The sequence below is a fragment of the Bacillus sp. AF62 genome (genome assembly GCF_050312695.1).
Lineage (GTDB): Bacteria > Bacillota > Bacilli > Bacillales > Bacillaceae_G > Bacillus_A > Bacillus_A cereus.
Map to the genome: position 1 here is coordinate 1 of NZ_JBNPJZ010000136.1, position 22,318 is coordinate 22,318.

The window sequence follows — 22,318 nt, forward strand, 5'->3', positions numbered from 1 at the left end:
GGAGGACCATTCAACGGGGGGAGGAGAGCGGTAAAAATATATTTTGATTTTTTTATGGAATGGGGGGTACCTATGCGGAAACTATCGAAAAAAATGCAAATCAAAGAAGATTTATTACAACACTTGGAAATTGTAGAAATGGACAATGCGGTATACATGGATCTTGTTGATAAATACATGGCAATGTGGGATGCAGCAAAAGCATTAGAAAGAGAATGGAAAAAAGAAAGAATGGTTTCATGGGACAACGGTGGTGGACAAAAAGGATCGAAACCTAACCCTGCCGGAAAAGAATATCGTGAGACGATTAAAAGTATGACAGAGCTGCTTAAGAAAATGGGCTTGGAAAGTGTACCAAGGGAAGAGGGTGGTGAAGAAGATGTATAACTATCATCCATACATTGATGATTATATGAGAATGGTGGAGCAAGGAGAAATTCAAGCTTGTAAAGAGCAAAAACAACTCATGGAATTTTTACGTTGGAAGCTCGAGCAACCAGGTGTCGTGATTGATGCAGAAGCAATTGAAAATTCAGTTCGTGTTCCAGAAAAGTATTTCCCATTCGAATTATTTACATGGCAAAGGTTTTGTAATGCATTTATTTATGGCGTCAAATATGAAAATGGTTCGTTAATGTTTAATCGATTTTTTATGTTACTAGGGCGTGGAGCCGGAAAGAACGGTTATATTGCTTACAATTGTTTTCATATGATGACGGGACATCATGGGATACGAAATTATGATATAGATATTGTAGCAACATCAGAAAAACAAGCAAAAACGTCGTTTGAAGATGTATACAATGTGTTAGATCATCCGAAGTTTGCTAAGAAGATGAAAAACGTATTCTACAAATCGAAGATGCTTATTCAACATCGGAAAACGAAGTCCAAGTTAGAATTTAATACATCAAATGCTCGGACAAAAGATGGTAAGCGTAGTGGTGTTGTTATTTTTGATGAAATTCATGAATATGAGAATTATGATAGTGTGAAAGTTTTTACATCGGGATTAGGAAAGAAAAAAGACCCACGAACGTTTTATATTACAACAGATGGACGTGTACGTGGTGGTGTATTAGATGATTTAAAAGAAGAAGCGCAAAAAGTGCTGAATAAAGAACTTCCACAATCAACACTATTTCCTTTTATCTGTAAATTAGATCATGAATCAGAAGTAGACCATGAGGAAATGTGGGAAAAAGCAAACCCTTCTTATCCATATAACGAGAATTTACAGCATGAAATGAAACAGGAATATCATGATATGCAGCATAACAGTTCTTTTCGCATGGAATTCATGACAAAGCGCATGAACCTTCCAGTGGAAGATGTGTTAAAAGAGGTGGCAACCTATGAAGATCGTTTAGCGACAGATCAGCCATTTCCTGAAAATGTGAAGGGAATAGAATGTATGGGCGCTGTAGATTTTGCACAAATCAGAGACTTTTGTTCGGTCGGCATTCTATTTAAAAAAGAGGGGAAACGGTATTGGATGCAGCATACATTCATGCATCATACAGCACCCCAGTTGCAAGATATCAATCGGGATATTCTTGCACTTGCGATGGAAAAAGGGTTACTGACGGTTGTGTATGATGCATCCATTAGCGCGGAGCATGTATTGAATTGGTTTGTCATGATGAATAAGAAATATCGTATTAGAAAAGTTAGCATGGATTTATATCGATCCTCTATTTTAAAAGAAGTATTGGAAGAGGCAGGATTTGAAGTCGAAATTGTTCGTCGTGGTCCAGCAACCCATAGTAAACTAGCTCCACTGGTAGAAGAAATATTTATTAAACGTACCATTGTCTTTGGGGATGATCCATTGATGCGTTGGTATGTAGGGAATGTTTATAAGGAAGAGAAGATGAACGGTAATATTGAATATAAAAAGATTGATAAAGAGAAGCGGAAAACGGATGGTTTTTTCGCTTTTTTACATGCGCTTAATTGCGATAGTGAATTAAAAGAATCCAGCGCTTTAACAAAAGAAAGTATTAAAAAATTATTCAAAGTATTTAGCGTATAACAGGGGGTGAGAATGTGGGATTACGAGAATGGGTACGAGGTTTTTTCGGAAGTAACAAGACTCTTACGTTAGATTCATGCTGTTATGAATTAGGAATTGATTATTTCTATAAAAGACTAGCTGTAGAAAGTTGCATCGATCTTATTGCGAACGCAGTAACACGGTGTGAATTTCAAACATTTGAAAAAGGGAAAGAAAAATGCGGTGAAAACCATTATTTATTGAATGTACAACCCAACCAAAATCAAAATGCATCAGAATTTATGCATAGCTTAGTTAATCATTTAATGATGAATAATGAGTGCGTAGTAATCATGCAAGATAAACAATTGTATATTGCTGATTCTTTTAACATGACTAAGTTTGCATTAAAAGAAAACATATATAATGACATAACAATTGAAGACTTCACTTTTGAAAAATCATTTCATGAATCAGAAGTCTTTCACTTTAAATTAAACGATCGTAATATCATGCAAGTTATAGAGGGCATGTACAGTAGTTTCGGGAAATTGCTTGCGTCCTCCATTGATTATTATAAAAGAAAAAACAATATACGTCTGTTAATTAAGGGAGAATTTATCAGACCACAGGATGAAGCAACGCAAGAAGCGATTAATGACATGTTTGAAAATCAATTAAAGAGTTGGTTTAACGCTGATAAAGTGGGTTCCGCTTTTCAATTGCAAAATGGTTATGTTTTCGAAGATATGAGCGATAGTAAAAATGGTGTCGCCAATAATAGTACAAGCCGTGATATCAGCGACTTAATCCATGACATATTTAGTTATGTAGCAACGGCTTTTCATGTACCTATCGGCATTTTAAAAGGCGATGTGGCTGATATTGAAAAACAGATGGATTCATTTTTAGCATTCTGTGTTAATCCAATTGCTGAATTGATACAAGATGAATTTAACCGAAAGATGTACAAGAAAGAAGAATATTTGAAAAGAACATACTTAAAAATTGATACAACAAAAATTAAAATTGTTGATATTACGAAGATGGCAACCGCAATGGATAAATTATTTGCGATTGGTGGTCTAACAATGAATGACGTCATAATGATGCTTGGAAAAGAGCCGATTGATGAAGAATGGGCAGACAGAAGGCATGTAACGAAAAACTATCAAGAAGCTAATTCTTTGGAGGGAGGTGAAAAGGATGAGACGTTATAAAAATGAAAAATATAACCATCTAGCTCATGTCCAACATGCCTTTAAGGCAGAAGCAAAAGCTGATTCGCTGGACATAACGATTTATGGTGATATTGGTGAATCATGGTGGAGTGACTCCACATCGGCGGTTGATATTGAAAAAATATTAAAAGCTACTTCCGCAAATGTGATTCATATCAATCTGAATAGTCCTGGTGGGGATGTATTTGATGGGATTGCAATTTATAACCAACTAAAAAACCACTCGGCACAAGTTATCATTACCGTAGATGGGTTGGCAGCGAGTGCCGCATCTATTATTGCGATGGCAGCAGATGAACTAATTATGAATACAGGTTCTATGTTAATGATTCATGAGGCTTCCACGTGGACTTGGGGAACAAAGCTAGACATTCGTAAAACATTGAATGCTCTTGAAGGAATTGACAAGTCGCTTGCGGATATTTATATGACTCGTTATGAAGGGGAACGTTCAGAAATTGAGACGATGATTGCGAATGAAACATGGTTTACCGCAAATGAGGCAGTAGAATTTGGATTGGCTCACAAGGTAAATGAACATGTGGAAAATAATGAAGTAATAGATTCAGAGGAATTTAAAAATAATGTTCTACAAAAATTCCGAAATAAAAATAAACAGAATGAACCAGCAGCAAGCGCAAATCAAAATATACTTAATAAATTTAAGCGCGCGTAAAGCAGTGCTTTTTTATTTTTTAAAAAACAGGAGGGAATAAGATGACTATTAGAAATTTAGATCGTCCAGTAATCGAAAATAAAGATCAACAAATTATTAATGTGCAAGAAGCACTTGAAACGGGAGATGCACAGGTAGTAGCAGCGCGTATTGTTGCAAATATGGAGAACAATATGCAACATTTTCAGGATATGATGAACGATGTAATTAGTGAAGCGCAACAAGCCAAAAATGAGAATTGGGATGCTCAAGTGCTGGCCTCTCGTGGTGTGCGTGTTTTAACAAATGAAGAAAAGAAATTTTATAATGCAGCAATCGAAGTAAATTCATTTAGTGAAACGCATAAATTAATGCCGCCAACAATTTTTGAGCGTGTATTTGAGGAGTTAGAAAAGGAGCATCCATTGTTATCTCTTGTTAATTTCCAAACAGTAGGAGCAACTACGCAATGGATTGTAAGAAAAGAAGGTGCAGCTTCAGCTTATTGGGGCGATGTATGTGATGAAATTAAAGAAATGATTGATGAAGGTTTTACAACAATTGATCAAGGAATGTACAAACTTAGCGGATTTTTAGTTGTATGTAAAGCAATGTTTGAGTTAGGTCCTGAGTGGTTAGATAAGTACGTCCGTACATTTATGAAAGAAGTTGTAGCCGAAGAATTAGAAAGAGTAATTGTTATGGGGACAGGAAAAAAACAGCCAATAGGCATGATTAAGGATTTAAAAGGTGCTGTAACAGATGGTATTTATCCAGATAAAAAGAAAATAGTTCTAAAGGATTTTACACCCGCAACAATTGGCAAAGAAATTTTAGCACCTACAACAAAGGGTGGAACGAAACGTTATACAGGGGTTACTTTGATTCTGAATCCATTAGATTACGCAACGAAATTCTTCCCTATTGGCGCGAAGCGTAAAGACGATGGAACTTGGACGTATGATAACTTCGGTGTACCAGGTTTAACGATTGTTCAATCACCGGCCGTTCCATTAAACACAATGATTTCTGGAAAAACAAAAGATTACTTTATGGGGGTTGCTTCAAAACAAGAATTAGTATCAGATGATACAGTTCGTTTAATCCAAGATCAACGTTTATACCTGATTCGTCAGCTTGCAAACGGTCGTCCATTAGATCATGATTCGTTCACTGTATTTGATATTACAGCACTAGAACCGAAAGAAGGAACTCCAACACCCTAATTCCTCCTCTCCTGTTGAAGAGAGGAATTATTCAGCATTAACGAAGGTAGAGATTCAATCTCTACTAGATCAAAGCGGTATTGAATACAAGGCTAATGCAACGAAGGCCGAACTAATCACTTTATTAGAAGGTGATGCAAATGGATAATCTTTTGCAAGAATTAAAAGACGTTCTTAAAATCACATGGAATGAAGAGGATGCTAGTTTAATAAAACTTTTGGAAAAAGGAGAGGCGTATTTGTTGGGTTTAACAAATGCGTCTTTTGATTTTTCAAAGGAGCTAACGCCGAAAGATTTGCTGTTAGAACGTTGTAGGTATGTTTATAACAATGTAGGTGATGAGTTTGAAAAAAATTATAAAAGTGAATTATCCAGACTTATTTTAGATGTAGCTTTAGGAAAAGTTGGTGTGATTAATGGTTCTAAAAGCGTATAGGGAAACTTTTAACGATGGTTTTTTAAAATATGGCCGTACGGTAACGAAGCGCAGTGAAAACGCAAAGCGAATAAAAGGCTTTTTTTCTGAAGAAGGAAAACTAGCTTTTAGAGAATTATCAGCAAGGGATAGTGACTATCAATCCTGTGGGTTATTACATGCAAAGTTAGATAAAAAAGTAAAAACCTTGTTCCCTCTTTCTTTTCGTTCTGTGAATAAAAACAAATTAAAAGTCGTTATAGATCACTTGGAATACGATGTTATTAAAGTAGATTCAGACAAACAGTATTTATATTTCTATTTACAAGAAGTAGGTGGACATGATGAGTAACGAGCAATCAAAAAAGCGACTCCAGAAAATGAATAGCTTATTAATTTCTAAGTTAAAAGAAGCATTCGATGTAGGAGTATACCAGGATCAAGTGGGTGAAGATGAAGAAAAAGACTATCATTACTTCATTTTTGAAACAGGCGGTTTTGAAAATACAGAGAGTACGTTCACGCTACGTCAAAGCGTTTTAATTCGCTATTATTCTGAAAATCGTGATGATCTAGACGAGAGAATGTTAGATATTATTTCAATACTGGAATCTACAGGGCATTCTTTTAGACATTCTAATAAAACATCTATTCAAAAAGGGGAAATGGACGAATACATTGATGAAATTGAAATCAATGTAACCAGACTGGTTAAATATGGCTGCTAGTTCATGGCGTGTAGAGTTTGGCGATATCGAAGCCTTAGAAAACAAACTCAAACAAATACCAGGGAAATCAGAGCAGACAATGAATAAAGTTTTGCATAGTGATGGTGTGAATCTTGCAGTGGAGTCCATTCAACCTAAAATTCCAGTTTCTACATGGAAAGGGCGTGTGAGAAATAAACGACATGCCAAAGATCAAAAATCTTTAACGAATAGCAAATTGAACCTTGGTTTTACAATTCGTCCAACGCCCAGATTTAATTATTTGAAGTATCCAGATTTAGGGATAGGGACTTCGAAGAAAAACGCACCAGAAAAAATCTTAGAGCACGGTTTGCAAACCGCTACTCCAAAGATAGCAGAACGTTTAAATATAGAATTAGATAAAGTTATCAATCAAACAATGGGAGGTTAATTATAATGGCAAAAATTATTGAAGAATTTGATTCCATGACATTTACAAACGTAGGTATTCAATTTATTAAAGGTGGGATCCAACAAGTGGGTACAAATTTCGGTTGTGTTGGAACCATCGAAGGCGAAACAGAAATGCTCGAGAAAGTAAAAAAATGCGAGGGTGTAGAAGTTAAAAAAATCTCTAAGCCTACTAAAATGAATATGACTCTTTCTGGTCATTTACGTGTAGATGTACTTAGAAGGCTTTTCGGAATTAAAACAGATGGGTTAAAAGCGGGTGTATGGTCATACGGTACCACATCAAAGGGAGAATCCTTTGTTTTAACTGCTGACGTCGTTGATGAATTTTCGGAGTTCAAAAAATTCGTTGCCTTCTCTAATTGTGCATCTACAACAGGACTTAAATTTAAAGTGGAAAACGGGTCAGATGAAGTAGCAGAAACAGAGTTAGAGTTTACAGCCCTTAAAGATAGTAACGGGGAATTTTATTACGAAGCATTAGCGGATGAAGTGGAAGATGCACAGGTAAAGGGAAAATGGCATACACAATTCACACCAGAACTAGTAAAAGCAGTAGCAACTAAATAATAAAAGGGGACAAGTAATCTATGAGAGTCGAGATTGTAAAATTAAAAGAAGTAGAAGTTGTAAATGTAGATGGGCAGTTTAAGGCAATAGAAAAAAATCACCAAACAGTTCCTTGCTTTATTACAAATCATGCGATGCAAAGGGGACAAAGTTTAGGATTAATTGAGCAGTCACTCATGCAAAGTTTATTCAAAATGAAAGACTTGGCGAATGCAAATCCAAATGAAATCGATAGTGATTCTTTGCAGGGTTTCAATGAAGTTGAGATACAAAAAATCATTTATTTAGGCTGCTTAGGGGCAAATAAACAATTTCCTTATGATTTTGATCAATTTATGGAAAGATTCCATTACTCCTTTGAAGATACGATGAAACTGTATTCTAATTTAATTTCAAATGTAACAACGGGACAGACAAATAAATTCGCTAAAGGATTAGCAAATAGTACAAAGGGCAGCGGAAAAAAGAGACAAAGCCACCGAAAATAAACATTGAATGCGTAGAGGACAAATATGTTCTCTACGTTTTAATTTATGGGATTGATTCAGAAGTTTTTTGGCATTTTCCCATCGCGTCGGTGGAGCGAATCGCAGAAGGGAAGCTTGCCTTTGATGGTTGGAAAGCGAATCCACGCTAAGAAAAGGCAGGTGTAAATATGGCAAAGGGACCAGAATCAAAAATAACGTTTAAAGTTTTTAATCAAGAATTTAACAAAGCAATGGACGAAATGAAGAATGAAAGTTCTAAGTTACGTCAAGAATTCACCTTGCAACAAGAACAACTTAAATTGAGTGGTACCGCAACAGAACACCTAAATACAAAGTTAGGGTATTTGCAACAGCAACAACAATTAGCTGCGCAAAAGGTAGCCGCAACGGAACAACAATTAAGTAAGGCAAAGGCCATGTATGGTGAAAATTCTACTGAAGTTGAAAAACTATCTCGTCAGCTTGGTAATGCCCAAATTGCTGAACAAAAATTTTTAAATCAGATGAAAGAAACTGAAACCGCCTTACAACGATTAGCGCAACAAAATAGCAGTACGGCACAAGCTCTTACTACATTAGGCGCAGAAGAAACTAAACTTGTAAATCAATCAACAAAGCTACGTGCTGAATATGATTTACAACGTGCATCCTTAGGTAATCATGCTACAGAATCCGAGAAATTGGGTGCGAAGCTTCAATACCTCAGTCAAGTACAGCAAAATGCATCGCAGCAAACGAGAAACTGTGCCCAACAGTTAGCAGCTGCCAAATCGCAGTATGGTGAAAATTCTAGTGAAGTGAATAAACTAGAAACAAAATTATTACAATTAAGTACAGCAGAACAACAACTAAAGAATCAAATTGAAACGACAAATCGTAGTCTGAAAGAGCAAGAAATTGAAACAAAAAGGGCGGCAGATGCAACAAGGCAATTGGATACTTTTTTTGAAGCGACTGGAACAAGTGTAGATCAGTTTGCAAATGCATTGGGCGGACATTTAACATCAGCAATTAAGCAAGGTACAGCCTCATCTTCTCAACTAGATGAGGCTCTTAAACGTATCGGGCACGAAGCGTTAGGGGCAGAAACAGACATTGAAAAGCTACAACGTGTCCTTCGCTCTGTAGATGCTGGAAACTCCATACAACAAGTACGTAATGAATTGCGAGATTTACAACAAGAAGCTGGTAGAACGGAGAAGAAGTTTGAAGGGCTGAAAGTAGGATTAGAGAATGTTATCGGTGGTTTAGCAGCTGGTGGTGGTATTGCAACTGCGATTGAAAAATCGATGGATATGTCAAAGTTGAAAACAAAAATTGATGTATCTTTTGAAGTGCCAGAGTCATCTAAAAGGTCAGTTGAAGACGCAGTGAGAAGCGTCACAACTTACGGTGTAGATGTTGAAGAAGCCTTGGAAGGAACACGGAGACAATGGGCGCTCAATAAAGATGCTTCTGACGAAGCGAATGCTGCAATTGTAAAAGGTGCTGCAACAATTGCTTCCACATATGCAGGTATTGATTTTAATGAATTAATACAAGAAGCAAACGAAATTGGTGCAACGCTAGGGATTACGAACGAAGAAGCGTTAGGTTTAGTTAATACCTTACTAAAAACTGGATTTCCACCTGAACAATTAGATATTATTGCCGAATACGGGGACCAGATGATTCAAGCTGGATTTTCAGCTAAAGAAGTCCAAGGGATCCTATCTGCAGGAATCGATACGAAAAGTTGGAATATCGATAACCTTCTAGATGGAGTCAAAGAAGGCCGTATTAAGATGGCTGAGTTTGGTGCTGGTGTAGATAAATCTATGAAAGAGGTTTTAGATAAAACAAAGATTTCGGCAGATCAGTTTGAAAAATGGGGTCAGGCAATTGCTGGTGGCGGTGAAAATGGACAAAAAGCGATGCTTGAAGCAACCAAGGCTTTGGCTGGTGTTGAAAATGCAACAGACAGAAATGTACTTGGCACGAAGATGTTCGGTACAATGTGGGAAGACCAAGGAAAGAAAATCATTGATACCATTTTAAAAGCAGAAGGAAAACAGGTGGATCTAAAAAAAGGGGTAGATGATTTACATAACACCAATTCTAAATTAGATGCGTCTCCAACTGTTAAAATGCAAAAAGCTATAAATGATTTACAGAAGGCGCTTGAACCGGTGTTATTAGTTATAGCAGATCTTATTTCTAAATTTGCTGAATGGGTTTCTGACAATCCAAAATTAGCAGCTACATTGGTAGCAATTGGAGTAGCCATTGGTGTCATTTCGGGAGCGATTTTAGCGATTACTCCTTTAATCCCCATAATAACGAGCATCATTTCAGTAATCATGAGCGTAGCGGGAGCGATTGCAGCCACTGTAGGGGTTGCCACAGCTCTTATTCCTATCATCATTGCAGCCGTAGTTGCTTTAGGTATCATTATTTATAAAAACTGGGATGATATCCAAAAATGGACCATTGAGGCATGGAATGCCATTACAGACTTTCTAAAAGGAATTTGGGACGGTATATCCAAATGGGCAAACGAAACATGGGAAAGTATGAGTGAATCTACTGTTTCTGTTTGGAATGCCATTACAGACTTTTTAGAAGAACTCTGGAATGGCATCATGGCGTCCTTATCTGAAACATGGAATTCGATTGTTGAAACGACTACAGAAACATGGAATTCCATCGTAGAGTATTTAACGGGAATTTGGAATGGAGTAGTTGAAACATTATCAGAAATTTGGAGTCGTATCAGCCAAACTACTTCTGAAGTATGGACAGCGATTCGAGAATTTTTCATTAGTACTTGGAACGGATTAGTCGAATTTCTAACTCCTATTTTACAAGGAATTGCTGACTTCTTTTCTATGATTTGGAACGGCATTTCCACAGTGATTCAAACTGTGTGGAATTTCATTATGCAATACTTACAAGCAATTTGGACAGCTATTTTATACTTTGCAACGCCAATATTTGAAAGTATCAAGAATTTCATTTCTGAGTGTTGGAATACCATTTGTTCTACGACAAGTTTTGTATGGGAAACGATTAAAAATTTCTTAGTTTCCTGTTGGAATGGACTTGTAGCGTTTGTTATGCCGATTTTTGAACAAATCAAGTCTTGGATTATTGCCGTGTGGGATACAATCAGTTCAGCAACAATCACTGTATGGGATACAATGAAGAATTTCTTGCAATCATGTTGGAATGGATTAGTCGCTATTGTAACACCAATTTTTGATGCAATAAAAAATTGGATTGTAAACACTTGGAACATGATTAGCTCCACGACAAGTGCAGTATGGAATACAATTAAAAATTCACTTTCTAGTTTATGGAATACGATTGTTTCCACAGCAAGTTCGGTATTCAATACCATCAAAGAAGCTATTTCATCGGTGTGGAATACGATTAGCAGCACAAGTAGTACGATCTGGAATGGTATAAAATCGACGCTTTCAAACATTTGGAATAGCATTACATCCACTGCATCATCTGTATGGAATGGATTGAAAAGTGCTATTATGACACCTGTCAATTGGGTTGTTGATGCTGTTAGTGGCGCTTTTAATGGTATGAAATCCGCAGTACTAGGTGTATGGGACGGTATTAAAAGTGGTACGAAAACAGCAATTAATGGTGTCATTCGTTTGATTAATAAATTTATAGATGGTTTTAATACACCAGCAGAATTATTGAACGGTATACCAGGAGTTAGTGCACCAACTATTCCACATGTACCCATGCTTGCAAAGGGCGGTCATGTTTTAGGGGATGGGCAATTTATCGCTGGTGAAGCTGGACCTGAGCTATTCAGTAAAAAAGGGAATAAAGTATCTGTAACACCATTAAGCTCTTCTGAAAGAATGGGTGGAATTGGCGGTCAACTGGGATTACTAACTAAAAGTGTGACAGACATGATACAACATGCAGCGTCTCAATTAGCGCAGATTGTGGCTTACGATGTACCTCATGCATTAGGGGAAGCACTTTTAACTAGTGTACCTCATATTGTTGGAGCAAATGCAGGGGACGGAATATTGAATCAACAACCAATAGAAGTAAACTTTTATAACACTGTGCGAAATGATCGTGACATAGATCGCATGTTTGAAAAAGCGGATGATTGGTTTGCACAAAAAGGACGTAACTTAAATATTGGAATAGGGAGAATTCCTGTTTGAAGGTTTTCGGTGGGCTTGCATGTGAAAGAGCCTCTTGGTATGATGCGGGGTGTCAAATTACGAAATTGACCCCTAATTCATAATCAAGGAGGCTTCATATGGATTGTAATCAGAATGAAAAAATTAATCAAGTTACTGAAATGACTCTCGTGATTGGAATGGATATCGCAAAACGAACACACTACGCTAGTTTCATTGATGTCCGAGGACGTGCACTAAAGAAGGCATTTCCAGTTTTACAATCAAAGGAAGGCTTTGAAACTTTTTATCGAAGTGTTTTAGAAGCAATGGAAGAATACAAAAAAACAGATGTAATTGTGGGGATTGAGCCTACTGGACATTATTGGCTGAATCTTGCTTATTTCCTTACGGAGCGAGGGATTCCATTAGTCATGGTAAATCCGATGCATGTGAAGCGTTCCAAAGAGTTAGATGATAATTTACAGACGAAGCATGATGCAAAAGATGCTCTTGTGATTGCCCGTCTTGTGAAAGATGGTCGATTTAGTTATCCACGTATTTTAGCCGGTGTGGAGGCGGAACTTCGTGTAGGGACTACTTTGCGAAAACAGTTTGTAGAAGAACAAATTGCGATTCGAAACAAGCTCATTCGCTGGTTAGATCGTTATTTTCCTGAGTTCTCAAAAGTATTTCCTACTTTCGGAAAAACGGCGATGGCAGCGCTAGAATGTACACCGTTACCTTGCGATGTTGTTGGAAAGACAGTAGAGGAGCTTTTACACGATTATCGACAAGTAGAAGGGATTACATCACCACAGAAGCATAAGGTGATGCGGTTAACTCAAATTGCGTTAGATTCGATTGGAGTAACAGAAGGATTAGAGATGGCCTGCGTAGAGATCGCCACATTAGTCCGTCGTTATCGTGAGATTGAGAATGAAATCAAAGAGCTCATGAGTCGCCTTACCAATTTAGCAAAAAACTCTGAAGAATATGACTGGCTATCTACTGTACCAGGTATGGGAGACGCAACGATTATCGAATTATTATCTGAAATTGGAAGTTTTTCATATTATCAGCACCCACGCCAATTAATCAAGCTTGCGGGGTTGACGTTGCGGGAACATTCTTCGGGTCAACATAGAGGACAAAAACGTATCTCTAAACGGGGAAGAAGGCACTTACGTGCACTTCTCTTCCGTGTTATGATGCCGATGGTCCGGTGTAATGAAGCATTTCGCCAACTACATGTTTATTACACGACAAGGTCTAAAAACCCATTACGTAAAAAGCAATCTATCGTTGTATTGTGTGGGAAATTATTGAAAATATTACATGCACTTAGTACGAAACAAGTGGAATTTGATGCACAGCGGATGTTGGCCGATATCCCAAGCCTCGAAGGGGCATTATAACGTTTACTTTCTTTTCATTCGATGACACGGAGTAGTTGACGTAGTTCCGTCCATTTGACCTTGAGTCCCTTAGGGAGTTTTGTTAGTCTCTGCCTTATGATTAGACCGAACGAAGGAATGTAGGCACATGATGCTAAGAGACATGGGAGGGTACGTCATCATAAGTTTGTAGAGCTCCATAGTGCATCAAATACAGTTTATTCCCACCAGTTTTATCCAGTGGGAACAGCGTAGCGTATCCAAGTTCTGTAAGTGTTTCACATATATATAAATTATTGTTAATCTAGAGTGTCGAAAAAATTTTTCTGACACCCCAATAGCGGTTATAACCGTTGATATATAAGCATTTATAGAGGGAGGAATTGATTTGCTAGATATTGGAATTGATACAGAATTAGCGAGTGACTATCGAATATGTATGGTAGATCGTCCTGTTATTCCAACAGCAAAACAAAAAGTGGAACACATAGAAGTACCAGGGCGGCATGGTTCGTTAACAAAAAAAGGGGCGTTTGAAGACGTCCCTTTAAAAATTAAGTTTAATTTACTAGAAGATGAAAATATAAAACCTTTAATCCGCCGCATCAAGGCATGGTTCCTAAATGGCAAAACATTGTATTTCACTGATGATGAAGTATACCGAAAAATTAAATCTGTTGAAATTGGTGATATTGCAAATGAAATGGAGGAATATGGTGAATTTGAAGTAGATTTCATTCTTGATCCTTTTGAATATACAGAGGATGTAAATCTAAAGCTTACCGAACCAGGTATATTTTATAATCCAGGTACGATAGAATCAGAACCGAAGTTTTGGATTGTAGGAAATGGTACTCTCCGTATAACAATCAATGATGTATCTTTTCAAGTAAAAGATGTCAATGGCTCTGTTGTTGTAGACTCAGAAGTACTTGAAGCATATAGCGGTATAATACCAATGAACAGCAAAATGATAGGGGAATTTCCTATATTTAAAATAGGAGAAAATAAAATAGATTGGTCAGGAAACATTCAATTTATGTCCATTCGACCAAGGTGGAGATTTATATGATTACATTATATAAGCCAAATGAGACAGATTTTACACATAATGGCATAGGAGTTTTGGACAAACATATTTATCATGCAACTGTTACGGAAGAACTCAACGGTTTATTTGCATTTACGTTTAGTTATCCGTTGTTTGCGCCGCACGGCATAAAAATAGATGGTATGAGCATCATTAAAGTTCCAACCCCCGATGGTGAACAGCTATTCCGAGTAGTAACTCCTAAAGTCAGTATGGGTGAGGTGACAGCGCAATGTTATCACATCTTTTACGATTTAACAGAAAATCTGATTGAAGATATTTTTGCTGAATCAACAAATGGCAATGGAGCTATGAATCGAATGTCAACGGGATGCCAATATAAGCATCCCTTTACTTTTTATTCGGATATTTCTACTATTGCAAGTGCACGCATGGTCCGTAAAAATCCTGTGGAAGCATTACTGGATTCTAGCCAAGACAATTCATTTGTAAATCGTTGGGGCGGGGAATTAAAACGAGATAATTTTGACGTGAAAATGCTAAAAAATCGCGGGATGGATCGCGGGGTAGTGATTCGTCATAAGAAAGATTTATTGGGATATGAAGGGAATGTAGATTGGAAAAGTCCAGTCACTAGGATTATGCCGCAGGGATTTGATGGTCTGTTTCTTCCGGAAAAATATGTAGATAGTCCAAATATGAATAAATACCCGCACCCTAAAATTAGGGTGGTGGAATTTAAAGATATAAAGGCGGCCGTGGGAGAGCACGCAAACAAAGAGGATGCAGTTCCTTTAGAAGAAGCCTACAGGCGCTTGCGTCAAGCTGCTAAGGACATGTTCACAATCCAGAAAATAGATCAACCAAAAGCTACATACAAAGTGGAATTTCAAGAACTATCTCAAACAGAAGAATATAAGGATTATAAGCATTTACAAAGTGTTTATATGGCAGATAACGTTACAGTTATACATGAAGAAAATGGTGTTGCTATCAAAGCGAAGGTAATTGCTTATAAATATGACCCAATAAAAAAAGAGTATCTGGACATAACGATCGGTAACTTCAAAGAATCCTTTACAGATGTTTCCCGTAAGGTTGACCTGGTACAAGAAGAAGTATCAAATATGCCAAGTTCTATTTTGGATGCAGCAAAAGCAAATGCTACAAGTCTGATTAATTCAGGATTCGGAGGACATGTTCGCTTTTATCCGGATCGGGTTTTAATTATGGATACGAAAGATGAAAAGAGCGCTAAAAAGGTTTGGCAATGGAACTTGAATGGATTAGGGTATTCTTCCACAGGTGTGAATGGACCATATGGAACTGCCATTACAAGTGATGGAAGAATTGTTGCTGATTTTATTACTGCAGGTACGTTGAGTGGGAATCTTGTGCAAGGTGGAGAAATAACAGGTTCAACGTTGAAAACATCTAATTCGGCTAATTTTGTAAATATATCTAAACAATTTATTCGTCTCTATGAGTCCTCGAAAGTAAGAGCCTTTATTGGGTATTACAAAAATAGTAGAGGTGAAATACAGCCCACTTTTATTCTAGGTGGAGATTCAGATTCTACAGGGGCAAATGGTGCGATTATGGTATACCAATTCTCAGATGTAAGTGTTAAGTCTGGTGGAATCGGAATTACAAAAGGGCTCGATGGCAATGGATACTTGAATGCAGCTTCTTTATACTTTTCACAAACAGGAAATGCAATGCTTGACGCTGATAAAATGATTGTTTTAGATGCTCAAAGTGAAATGAGGTTTAAAGTCAAAGATCAGTTCCGCTTTTATCGGAATGACAATTGGATTGCAAGTATTGGGACTTCATCCGGAGGAGATACAGACATCATGCTCCCAAGTGCGATGATACGGAATTCGAGTTGGGAAAATGGCTATATTCAAGTGAAAACCGCTCTTGGGACATATTATCAAGGCATAATTGCTTCGGACTTCAAAGTTTCTTCTAAAGAAACCTATAAAACCAATATTAGACCAATTACACGTAGTGTATTGGAAACTGTAATGGCTTGGGATATTAAACAGTATAATCTGAAAACGGATATTCCAAAACTCTATGAAATGCGTATGAATCGCAAAGAAGGAGAACCGGCAATTACTACAGATGCAATTCCTACGCATTATGGTTTAGTTATTCCAAAAGAAGCAGAGGAAAATGGTGTAGGTTTATATGGAATGCTTTCGCAACTAACAAAAGGTTTCCAAGAATATGTGACAAAAACGGATGCTAGAATCGAAGAATTAGAGCCGATAAAGCCTAGAGGAAATATAAAACATAGGAACAAAGTAAAACGTCAAAGAAGATCGCCTAGACACGTGAAAAGGAATAGTTAGAGAGAGGTGTAGTCATGCGAAATGAGGAAATTATTATAGATTTAGCAGACCCTGTGTTTACCAAAACAATTCGTTCGAGGCAAAATGATAAAAACGGATTGAAGATTATTGTAAATGTAAGAGAAAAGGGGCAACTTGTTGATTTAACAGGGTATGCAGTGAAGTACGAAGCGATGAATCAAGTCGGACTGTTCGTTCGGGATGATGCCCAAATAGTTGATGCAAAGAATGGCGTATTTTCATACACATTGTCCTCGCAAGCTGTTTCCACATCGGATGATTGGACAGCTTATTTTGTGATGGAAAAAAGTACAGAACGAATGAGTACACCAGACATTCGGATTACATTAAGACGGGATGTAAAAGAAGGAAGCATTAAAATAGAAAACTATATTTCAGAGTTTGAGATTTTTAAGAAAACATTGGACGAGTTGCAGAAGAAATTAAATGCTATGGATGTTGTTAAGAAAAGCGGAGACACCATGACAGGTGACCTAGGGATGGCCCCAGGTAAATCAGTTCAGTTTAAATCAAGTGGAAGTACTAATAATAATTATGTACTTAGAGGTCAAGCGGGACAGAATAAGCTGGTACTCTCAGATATCACGTCAAATAAGTTCATTTGGGATTACTTCAGTGACACGGATACTTTCACAGTTGTATCTAACACGAACCTCCTCAAGAAAACAGGAGATGTTATAACAGGGCTTTTAAAGTTCCATTCTCTGGGGCAAATGTTGATGAATCAACCTGATTCAGCGACAGGTCCTTCTGCTCGTGGGTTACACTACGCAGATAAAGACACAGACGGAAGCGTTAATCGTGGCGGAATTGGACGTTTCAAAGGGGCTAACAACGGTGATGAATATCTATACATGGGGTTCGGTACGAATCCTTGGGATTCTCAAAGTGGTTTAATAGTTCGTCCTGATGGATCAGCAACCTTGAAAGGTAAAAAGATAGCAACCGCTGATAATGATACAGGATGGATTAACCTTCCTACAACTGGGGTAGAGAATGTTACTGATAGAATTTTGAAGTGTAAAAGAAGTGGAGAACACGTTAATGTAATTGGTTCTATTCGAAATGCGCAAAACGCAACAGTATTTGCTACACTTCCAGTTGGATGTAGACCTGTTCAAGACATTGCGGTTCCAACTATTATGATAACTGGAGGAGTGAATACAAATTTTTGTGAAGTTACAGTAAAAAAAGATGGTGGGATTTTCGTGAATGGTGTTCAAAGTGGAAGTACTTTTCATATTGCAATGAACTTTTTAATTTAAATATCAGAAATCAAGCGTGCATAAGCAGGCTTTTTTATTTCGTATAAAATAGGGCTTTGATAACAAAAGGAAGACAACCATGTTTTTCTTTTTTGATATAGATGAGGAGTATGGATAGAGGGAGGGAAAACGGATGACAATCGAACTTGGTGTGCTGATTGCGTTATTATCACTCGCCATCAGCTATTTTGGCTACACCCTGAATAAATCTAAATCCATCAAGGCAGATGGACAACAAAGTGCCGAGGTTAAAGCAGAACTGGGATATATTCGAAAAGGTGTGGATGATATCCGGATTGATTTAAAAGCAAGCGAAAAACAAATGATAGCACTTGGGGAACGCGTCACGAGGGTAGAAGAAAGCACGAAGCAAGCGCATAAACGCTTGGATACAATCGAAAAGGAGACGGATTAGACATGACAAAAGAAAACATTCAAAAACGCTTACGTAATTGGAAAACATGGGTGGCACTTGCCTCCCTTCTGGGATTTATTTGTGCAAAGGCTGGATTACTAGAAACGAAGAGCTTTATCGACGAAGTGTTACCGTATCTTTTCACACTTGGTGTCGCCTTAGGAATTTGGAGTGACCACGAAGGGACAGTACAAACAGACAAATAAAAAACAAAGAGAACGCATTGCCAATCGGTGGTGCGTTTTTCTATGGGAGGAGAAACAAAAATGAAACGATTACTAGGGATAATTGCAACGTTATGTATGATATTTTCACTTTCTACGAACGTTTTTGCTGATAGAATACTTCTGATACCTGATTTGCCGAAAACGCCATACAGGGGCGGTATAGGAGCATATGAAGGTGTGGTTGCCCACAGTACGGCAACACCTGAAGCGCCAGCTATTAACATTCAACGTTATGAAACTCGTACCTGGAGAAATGCATTTGTACACTACGCAGTGGATTGGAATGAAACCATTCAGATTGCATCCACAAATTATATTGCGTACGGTGCAGGACCAGCAGCCAATCAACGATTTGTCCATGTAGAGTTGTGTGAAACGGCTGATTACGCTAAGTTTAAACGGAGTTATGAAAAGTATGTAAGATTACTGGCCAGAATCTTAAAAGATAACAATCTATCCGTAGAAAAAGGATTGTGGACACATAACGACGTGAGAAAGTACCTCGGCGGTACAGATCATGAAGACCCGATTGATTATTTACGTAGCCATGGTGTGTCAGAATCACAGTTTAGAAGTGATGTGCAACGGGCATATAACAATTCTAGTGTTGAAGTTGCTGTTCCGTCTAAACCAGAGGAAGTACGAACAGCAGTAACAGATGGGATTGCTTATATTGAAGGCTACAATGTGAATTTACGTAAAGGACCAGGTACAAGTTATTCTAAAATTCGTCAGCTGAATAAACCAGAAGCGTATCAAGTGTGGGGAGAGAAAGATGGATGGCTCAACCTTGGTGGTGACCAATGGGTGAAATATAATGCAGCGTATATCAGGCTTGAAAAGCAAGAATCAGTAAATCCGGTTGTAGGGAAACGTGTGGTTTCAAAAGTAGATAACCTTCGGTTTTATGATACACCGTCATGGCAGGGTAGCGCTGTAGCGGGTACATTGGACGCAGGGGAAGGGTTTACAATTGATGGGAAAGTAAGTGTGAATGGCTTCACGCAATTTAAGGTGCACAATAGTAAAGGGCGCACATACTATATGACATCAAACGAAGCCTATGTGTATGTGAAGTAGGGAAGAGAAAACAAGGAGGTTTTCGCCTCCTTGTTTTAAAAATGAAACATTGCTTCTGGTATATCCTCTTTTATAATCCACTCTAATATATCAGGTAATAGCATGATGGTGACACCAAAAATAACTCCGAAACCTAATCCTAATAGTAGTGAAGTTTTCATGTAATATCCGATGAATAACCAAATACCAGCTAATAGGAATAATAAAAGCGCAATGGATAGTTTGAAAATCAATTTGTTCTCCCCCCATACAGGAATCTTATATTTAATTATAATAATTGAAGAAGATAAAGTGAATTAAAAATTGAATAACACAGAATGGGAAGATGCAACGAAGTGTGGTGAGGGAAACAAACATGGTACATATAAAATTCTTGAATAGTAGCAAGACATAGGGGATTAAATAGGAAAAAGCAAGTCCTTTTTGATGTAAGGATACTTGTTTTTTCATAGGATGATTGTCATACAAATAGAACGTGTTGATTTATTATATGTAAGGTCCACATAGAAATATGTTATAAAATAAAAAGGGTTCTTCTATTTGAAGAACCCAGTTTGTAGAACAGTATAAGATATATTATCCCCGTATTTGTGTTCTATATTATTTTTATGCGGGACCAAGGAAGAATATGATAATGAAAAACAGAGTACACTCTAATCAAGTGTACTCTATCTCAGAAAAGGAAAAAATCATTGTTTTCACTTCATTATATGTGGAATGAACGATAAGTATGCAAAAAAGCGCATCCTGGAGTAAGAGACCGGATGCGCTTTCTGCGAAGGAGAAAAAATCTTTTGTTTCAGAGTATATGCTTGTAAGGGGTGAAAAATGATAGGAAAGTAGAAAAACTTTCTCCTTTAGCAATAAGTCTAGTTTTGTTCTCCGTTGGTTTAAGAGGCTTGTTGTTGAATAGCTGGTACAGTGTTCACAGCTTTATTGGCATTGATTCTTCCATTTTGCCAATAGGTACCTGTGCCAGTAATTTTGTCAGCACTTTTTTCAATAATTTGGCGAATTTGAGTATTTGTATATCCTTTTTTAGCTAATAGAGCAGCTAAGCCTGCTACATGGGGTGTAGCCATGGAAGTGCCACTTAAAGTTTGATACGAACTTCCTTTATAAGTGGAATAGATATTTGAACCTGGTGCCGCTACATCAACCCATGTTCCATAAGTGGAGAAGGATGATTTTTTATCGTTTGAATCAGTAGAGGCAACTGCGATGACATTCTCATAGTAGGCTGGGTAGTTTGGTGCTGTAGTGCCTGTATTTCCGGCAGCGGCTACAATGACAGCTCCTTTATTCCACGCGTATTGAATGGCTTGTTGTAAAGCCGTACCTCCATTTGATGCCCCTAGGCTTAAGCTAATTACTTTTGCACCTGAATCAGCAGCTTCTTTAATCCCTTTTGCTACATTATCCAGTGTCCCGCTACCTTGATTATTTAATACGCGTACAGCATAAATAGATGCTTGAGGAGCCACTCCTGCGATTCCGATTTTATTATTTGTTAGGGCAGCAGCGATGCCGGCACAATGTGTGCCATGTCCATTACCGTCATCAGATATATTGTCATTATCCACATAATCATGTCCATAAATCACTTTAGAAGTTAAATCAGGGTGTGAACTTTGAACACCTGTATCCACAATTGCAATTTTGACACTTGCATCACTTCGTTGTGTATCCCAAGCTTGAGGAGCTTGAATACGTACTAATCCATATTGTTGTTTAAAAGAAGGATCGTTCGGTGTCCATAATGCATGGAAATAATAATTGGGTTCTACATATTCAACATCTGGATTGTTTTTATACGCCTTCATTTTTTCTTGTACGGTACCTTTATTAAACTGAACAACTTCAAAACCTAACGTATCATCTTTTGAAAGTATAGTCGTACCAACAGACTTGTGAAAGTTTTGGATATTCTTGAGGGCTGAGGAATCTTTAAATTTTACAATGAGTTGGTTAGGAACATAGTCACCATGTTTTGTGTCAGCTTTTGTTGCGGAAGTAAAGGGAAAGAAACTAAACAGGAATACGAATAAAGAGGTGAAGATGTAACAGAATTTCTTTTTCATGCAATTTTGCCTCCTTTGATTTACACTTCCTTTCAATTGTATAGTTCGGTGTTAAAATTTATATCTTGTATCATGAAAATAACTTTTTGTCAAAGATACATTTGGACAACAAAAAGACACCTCCCCAGTGAAGGATAAAACTTATTATTGAACGATAAATGTATATGTCAAATATATTTTCATAAAAGAATAGTTTGATTAAAAAATAAAATCCGTCCTTTTTGATATGCAACATAATTTAAAATAAGACACTAACAGGCAAACTAATTTCGGCCTATATAAATTAAGATTGATTTTTTAACAGGTGATTAAAGTAGCTAATCAATAAAAGGTGATGGGGATGAATAAGGCAGTTTTCTCTCTTAACTAACTTTCTCAATATTGGTAAGTATCAGTCGTGTTATAATAAATACTGAGATTATTTATAAAAATGATATATTGACTAATAATACTAAGAACCTGTTTAGAATCTATGGTATAATCTGTACAAAAAAGGATATTTTCTATGATACATAATTATACAAGTA

At 37.2% G+C, this 22,318-nt stretch carries 21 protein-coding genes and 1 pseudogene; 20 read left to right on the top strand and 2 right to left on the bottom strand.

What is annotated here, in order from left to right:
* The first annotated feature begins 72 nt into the window (after positions 1-72).
* The 20 genes and pseudogenes from ACQRBL_RS29940 to ACQRBL_RS30035 all read left to right on the top strand — a co-directional run bounded on the left by ACQRBL_RS29940 (position 73) and on the right by ACQRBL_RS30035 (position 19,710).
* Positions 73-387, top strand: coding sequence for a hypothetical protein (locus tag ACQRBL_RS29940; RefSeq protein WP_411996665.1), 315 nt, complete (start codon positions 73-75; stop codon positions 385-387).
* Positions 380-2,035, top strand: coding sequence for a terminase TerL endonuclease subunit (locus ACQRBL_RS29945; RefSeq protein ID WP_411996666.1), 1,656 nt, complete (start codon positions 380-382; stop codon positions 2,033-2,035). Before ACQRBL_RS29940 ends, ACQRBL_RS29945 begins: the two co-directional genes overlap by 8 nt.
* A 14-nt stretch (positions 2,036-2,049) precedes the next feature.
* A complete protein-coding gene (locus tag ACQRBL_RS29950) occupies positions 2,050-3,216 on the top strand; it encodes a phage portal protein (protein ID WP_411996667.1) in 1,167 nt (388 codons plus the stop codon).
* Positions 3,203-3,913: a head maturation protease, ClpP-related gene (locus ACQRBL_RS29955; protein ID WP_411996668.1), complete on the top strand. Its 711-nt coding sequence runs from the start codon at positions 3,203-3,205 to the stop codon at positions 3,911-3,913. Before ACQRBL_RS29950 ends, ACQRBL_RS29955 begins: the two co-directional genes overlap by 14 nt.
* A 41-nt stretch (positions 3,914-3,954) precedes the next feature.
* Positions 3,955-5,118 carry a phage major capsid protein gene (locus ACQRBL_RS29960; protein ID WP_060852453.1) on the top strand — a complete coding sequence of 388 codons (1,164 nt, stop codon included), beginning with the start codon at positions 3,955-3,957 and terminating at the stop codon, positions 5,116-5,118.
* Between the two features lie 31 nt (positions 5,119-5,149).
* Positions 5,150-5,266 (top strand): annotated as a pseudogene (locus ACQRBL_RS29965) (hypothetical protein); the annotation flags it as partial.
* Positions 5,259-5,555, top strand: coding sequence for a hypothetical protein (locus tag ACQRBL_RS29970; RefSeq protein WP_060852452.1), 297 nt, complete (start codon positions 5,259-5,261; stop codon positions 5,553-5,555). The pseudogene ACQRBL_RS29965 and the gene ACQRBL_RS29970, both read left to right, overlap by 8 nt.
* Entirely contained in the window at positions 5,536-5,886 is a 351-nt protein-coding gene (locus tag ACQRBL_RS29975) for a hypothetical protein (RefSeq protein WP_060852451.1), read from the top strand. Before ACQRBL_RS29970 ends, ACQRBL_RS29975 begins: the two co-directional genes overlap by 20 nt.
* A complete protein-coding gene (locus tag ACQRBL_RS29980) occupies positions 5,876-6,262 on the top strand; it encodes a hypothetical protein (protein ID WP_060852450.1) in 387 nt (128 codons plus the stop codon). Before ACQRBL_RS29975 ends, ACQRBL_RS29980 begins: the two co-directional genes overlap by 11 nt.
* Complete coding sequence (locus ACQRBL_RS29985) at positions 6,252-6,674, top strand: hypothetical protein (RefSeq protein WP_088022057.1); 423 nt, start codon at positions 6,252-6,254, stop codon at positions 6,672-6,674. Before ACQRBL_RS29980 ends, ACQRBL_RS29985 begins: the two co-directional genes overlap by 11 nt.
* A 5-nt stretch (positions 6,675-6,679) precedes the next feature.
* Entirely contained in the window at positions 6,680-7,264 is a 585-nt protein-coding gene (locus ACQRBL_RS29990) for a phage tail protein (protein ID WP_411996669.1), read from the top strand.
* A 20-nt stretch (positions 7,265-7,284) separates the two neighbouring features.
* Positions 7,285-7,752: a hypothetical protein gene (locus ACQRBL_RS29995; protein WP_088029402.1), complete on the top strand. Its 468-nt coding sequence runs from the start codon at positions 7,285-7,287 to the stop codon at positions 7,750-7,752.
* A 167-nt stretch (positions 7,753-7,919) separates the two neighbouring features.
* The gene (locus ACQRBL_RS30000) at positions 7,920-11,936 is read left to right on the top strand and encodes a hypothetical protein (protein ID WP_411996670.1); all 4,017 of its coding nucleotides are present in this window, start codon (positions 7,920-7,922) and stop codon (positions 11,934-11,936) included.
* A 98-nt stretch (positions 11,937-12,034) separates the two neighbouring features.
* Positions 12,035-13,312: an IS110 family transposase gene (locus ACQRBL_RS30005; protein ID WP_427736196.1), complete on the top strand. Its 1,278-nt coding sequence runs from the start codon at positions 12,035-12,037 to the stop codon at positions 13,310-13,312.
* A 367-nt stretch (positions 13,313-13,679) separates the two neighbouring features.
* On the top strand, positions 13,680-14,363 hold the full coding sequence (locus ACQRBL_RS30010) for a phage tail domain-containing protein (protein WP_060852446.1): 684 nt from the start codon (positions 13,680-13,682) through the stop codon (positions 14,361-14,363).
* A complete protein-coding gene (locus ACQRBL_RS30015; RefSeq protein WP_411996672.1) occupies positions 14,360-16,702 on the top strand; it encodes a phage tail spike protein in 2,343 nt (780 codons plus the stop codon). The genes ACQRBL_RS30010 and ACQRBL_RS30015 overlap by 4 nt, the downstream gene beginning before the upstream one ends.
* A 14-nt stretch (positions 16,703-16,716) precedes the next feature.
* Entirely contained in the window at positions 16,717-17,988 is a 1,272-nt protein-coding gene (locus ACQRBL_RS30020) for a BppU family phage baseplate upper protein (RefSeq protein ID WP_411996673.1), read from the top strand.
* A gap of 133 nt (positions 17,989-18,121) precedes the next feature.
* Complete coding sequence (locus ACQRBL_RS30025; protein WP_411996787.1) at positions 18,122-18,403, top strand: hypothetical protein; 282 nt, start codon at positions 18,122-18,124, stop codon at positions 18,401-18,403.
* Positions 18,404-18,405: 2 nt separating this feature from the next.
* Positions 18,406-18,609 carry a hypothetical protein gene (locus ACQRBL_RS30030; protein WP_144518887.1) on the top strand — a complete coding sequence of 68 codons (204 nt, stop codon included), beginning with the start codon at positions 18,406-18,408 and terminating at the stop codon, positions 18,607-18,609.
* Positions 18,610-18,669: 60 nt separating this feature from the next.
* The gene (locus ACQRBL_RS30035; protein ID WP_411996786.1) at positions 18,670-19,710 is read left to right on the top strand and encodes an N-acetylmuramoyl-L-alanine amidase; all 1,041 of its coding nucleotides are present in this window, start codon (positions 18,670-18,672) and stop codon (positions 19,708-19,710) included.
* 35 nt (positions 19,711-19,745) lie between these two features.
* Here ACQRBL_RS30035 and ACQRBL_RS30040 read toward each other — a convergent pair whose 3' ends face one another.
* On the bottom strand, positions 19,746-19,943 hold the full coding sequence (locus ACQRBL_RS30040; RefSeq protein WP_411996785.1) for a hypothetical protein: 198 nt from the start codon (positions 19,941-19,943) through the stop codon (positions 19,746-19,748).
* Positions 19,944-20,600: 657 nt separating this feature from the next.
* Positions 20,601-21,791 (bottom strand): S8 family peptidase, encoded by a 1,191-nt coding sequence (locus ACQRBL_RS30045; protein ID WP_411996784.1) that lies wholly within the window; start codon positions 21,789-21,791, stop codon positions 20,601-20,603.
* Between the last annotated feature and the right edge of the window lie 527 nt (positions 21,792-22,318).

What these genes read in the sequence shown, in the direction of transcription:
- ACQRBL_RS29940 (WP_411996665.1), top strand. Translation starts at nt 73, where the DNA reads ATGCGGAAACTATCGAAAAAAATGCAAATCAAAGAAGATTTATTACAA.
- ACQRBL_RS29945 (WP_411996666.1), top strand. Translation starts at nt 380, where the DNA reads ATGTATAACTATCATCCATACATTGATGATTATATGAGAATGGTGGAG.
- ACQRBL_RS29955 (WP_411996668.1), top strand. Translation starts at nt 3,203, where the DNA reads ATGAGACGTTATAAAAATGAAAAATATAACCATCTAGCTCATGTCCAA.
- ACQRBL_RS29960 (WP_060852453.1), top strand. Translation starts at nt 3,955, where the DNA reads ATGACTATTAGAAATTTAGATCGTCCAGTAATCGAAAATAAAGATCAA.
- ACQRBL_RS29970 (WP_060852452.1), top strand. Translation starts at nt 5,259, where the DNA reads ATGGATAATCTTTTGCAAGAATTAAAAGACGTTCTTAAAATCACATGG.
- ACQRBL_RS29975 (WP_060852451.1), top strand. Translation starts at nt 5,536, where the DNA reads ATGGTTCTAAAAGCGTATAGGGAAACTTTTAACGATGGTTTTTTAAAA.
- ACQRBL_RS29980 (WP_060852450.1), top strand. Translation starts at nt 5,876, where the DNA reads ATGATGAGTAACGAGCAATCAAAAAAGCGACTCCAGAAAATGAATAGC.
- ACQRBL_RS29985 (WP_088022057.1), top strand. Translation starts at nt 6,252, where the DNA reads ATGGCTGCTAGTTCATGGCGTGTAGAGTTTGGCGATATCGAAGCCTTA.
- ACQRBL_RS29990 (WP_411996669.1), top strand. Translation starts at nt 6,680, where the DNA reads ATGGCAAAAATTATTGAAGAATTTGATTCCATGACATTTACAAACGTA.
- ACQRBL_RS29995 (WP_088029402.1), top strand. Translation starts at nt 7,285, where the DNA reads ATGAGAGTCGAGATTGTAAAATTAAAAGAAGTAGAAGTTGTAAATGTA.
- ACQRBL_RS30000 (WP_411996670.1), top strand. Translation starts at nt 7,920, where the DNA reads ATGGCAAAGGGACCAGAATCAAAAATAACGTTTAAAGTTTTTAATCAA.
- ACQRBL_RS30005 (WP_427736196.1), top strand. Translation starts at nt 12,035, where the DNA reads ATGGATTGTAATCAGAATGAAAAAATTAATCAAGTTACTGAAATGACT.
- ACQRBL_RS30015 (WP_411996672.1), top strand. Translation starts at nt 14,360, where the DNA reads ATGATTACATTATATAAGCCAAATGAGACAGATTTTACACATAATGGC.
- ACQRBL_RS30020 (WP_411996673.1), top strand. Translation starts at nt 16,717, where the DNA reads ATGCGAAATGAGGAAATTATTATAGATTTAGCAGACCCTGTGTTTACC.
- ACQRBL_RS30025 (WP_411996787.1), top strand. Translation starts at nt 18,122, where the DNA reads ATGACAATCGAACTTGGTGTGCTGATTGCGTTATTATCACTCGCCATC.
- ACQRBL_RS30030 (WP_144518887.1), top strand. Translation starts at nt 18,406, where the DNA reads ATGACAAAAGAAAACATTCAAAAACGCTTACGTAATTGGAAAACATGG.
- ACQRBL_RS30035 (WP_411996786.1), top strand. Translation starts at nt 18,670, where the DNA reads ATGAAACGATTACTAGGGATAATTGCAACGTTATGTATGATATTTTCA.
- ACQRBL_RS30045 (WP_411996784.1), bottom strand. Translation starts at nt 21,791, where the DNA reads ATGAAAAAGAAATTCTGTTACATCTTCACCTCTTTATTCGTATTCCTG.